The organism is Halococcus sp. AFM35, assembly GCF_051195015.1.
Taxonomy (GTDB): domain Archaea; phylum Halobacteriota; class Halobacteria; order Halobacteriales; family Halococcaceae; genus Halococcus.
Map to the genome: position 1 here is coordinate 1 of NZ_JBNTJU010000078.1, position 1,980 is coordinate 1,980.

Consider the following 1,980-nt stretch of genomic DNA (forward strand, 5'->3'; position numbering starts at 1 on the left):
TTCGGGAGATACGTTTTCGCCAGCGGTCATACCGGTCCAACGGGTTCGTTCCTTAAGAATATTCAGCCGTCAGTATATACACTGCGGCGAGTAGCGAATGGCTGACGCCGCGATGATCGAGAAACGAGAATTTGAAATCGAGATCAGGGAGTGGTTCGATAGCCAGCACTCCGAGAGCAGTGATGAGCGCAAGCAGCGGTTGGTGCGCCTCTACCAGAACGTAGGCGAGGGGTGCGAGCACGAACAGTGTGATACCAGTATGGCCGAGACGGTACATAGTGGATAGGTTTGTTTCGGAACGGCAGTCCTATCCAGAAGGGCGGGCGAGAGCGGGTTAAATATGTGTGATGTATGGTGTTTCCATTACTGTATGGTGTTTCAGTCTGATTGTTGACCCATTCGCTGCTATCCTGAAGTCGGCTAGGTAGAATTCGTCATGCATTGCTACCCGCGAAATTTAGACCAACGGCCAAATTCAATGCTAAACCGTGCATTAGGATTCTCACCCAGCCATCATCAGTCGATCATGAACCCGTCGCAGAGTCGGGCAAACAGACCAGCGAACCAGAGTGATAGACATCCGGCCAAGAACGACGAATCGGCTCAAAACAGCTGACTCCGCCGTGGTCAAGTAGGTGGTAGCTAGCAGACTGGATGTGTGTCATAGCTCTCGGCAAACCTTTCAGTAACCTTCCTGGCTATGGGCTATCAATGATATTCTATCGTATGTCTGGATCATCGGATACTGCTGGTGGGGCCACCGATTCTCGGAAGGCAGCGACAGGCAGAACAGTCGACGACAACACCGGGAGCACTATCGGAGCGCTCGCTCGTCAGATCGATGCCCTCGCGTTCGCCGACCGGGCACGGGTGAGTCGGAAGACGCTTCGGAACGTCGGTTTCGCGCTGGCAGTCTATGCCATTGTACTCATTGGTATCGTCACTTTTGTTGTGCCGCGATGGTCGGGGACAGCAGTTGACACCACCACGACGTTCATTCCGACGATTGTGATTGCCGCATTTCTCTTCGAGACGTTCGATTCCGCGTCGGGAATGGGTTTTGGCGCGACTCTCGGCGCATTGCTGTTCGTACTCGGCTACCCTGCTGCTGCGGTCGTTCCCACGTTGTTGTTTTCTGAGGCAGCAACCGGACTTGTCGGCGGACTATTCCACAACGAGTTCAAAAACGTAGAATTCGGGTTCGGCGACGAGTCAGCCACCGAGGCGACACGAATATTGGGTCTCGTGGTAGTCATCGGTGTTGCGGCGACAGTCGTCTCAGTAGTGCTCGCATATCTTGCCATCGAGGTCTCGGGGCCGCTCGTGCAGGCATACATCGGCATCATTATCGTGTTCATCGCGGGCCTCACTCTCTTTCAGAACATCGCTGACTTCTCAGGGACGTACAGTCAGCGACAATTGATCGGATTTGCAGCGCTCGCTGGCCTCAATAAAGGCATTACTGGGAGTGGCTTCGGACCGGTTATCACGCTCGGACAAATTCTCTCGGGAATCTACGAGAAGAGCGCCACAGCAATCACTTCAATGTCGGAAGGTGTCGTCTCTCTAGCGGGCATTATCACTTTCCTGACGATTACGGTGGCTGGCGTCGGTCTTGACCTCACACTACTTCCGTCAGTATTCGCTGGCGGGTTCCTCGCTGCGATATTTGCACCCTATACAGTACGAGTGATGCCAAACCGGATTCTTCAGTATATTGTTCCAGGATACGCATTGATACTTGCGGCGACACTATTTGCTGACATCCTCTGATTGAGAGCTTGCTCACCACGACAGCCATTGTTCAACAAATTTTCACAACCCAAAGCGATCAAGAAGGTTGGATAGAGAAGTCGTCACTCGTCGTAATCGGTGAGCCGCGTTGGTTGGGATGATTCTGATTCATTCGTCTTTAGCTAACTCCAGCAGTTGGTTGAGTGGCGGTAGCGAACCGTTCTTGTAGGACTGGGCGCTCTTGAT

At 53.0% G+C, this 1,980-nt stretch carries 2 protein-coding genes; both read left to right on the plus strand.

The window, feature by feature from the left end; all coding sequences use genetic code 11:
• Window positions 1–97 precede the first annotated feature (97 nt).
• Window positions 98–286, plus strand: coding sequence for a hypothetical protein (locus ACQUQO_RS18125; protein WP_435080041.1), 189 nt, complete (start codon window positions 98–100; stop codon window positions 284–286).
• Between the two features lie 368 nt (window positions 287–654).
• Entirely contained in the window at window positions 655–1,773 is a 1,119-nt protein-coding gene (locus tag ACQUQO_RS18130; RefSeq protein WP_435080043.1) for a sulfite exporter TauE/SafE family protein, read from the plus strand.
• Window positions 1,774–1,980: the final 207 nt, after the last annotated feature.

What these genes read in the sequence shown, in the direction of transcription:
- ACQUQO_RS18125 (WP_435080041.1), top strand. Translation starts at nt 98, where the DNA reads ATGGCTGACGCCGCGATGATCGAGAAACGAGAATTTGAAATCGAGATC.
- ACQUQO_RS18130 (WP_435080043.1), top strand. Translation starts at nt 655, where the DNA reads ATGTGTGTCATAGCTCTCGGCAAACCTTTCAGTAACCTTCCTGGCTAT.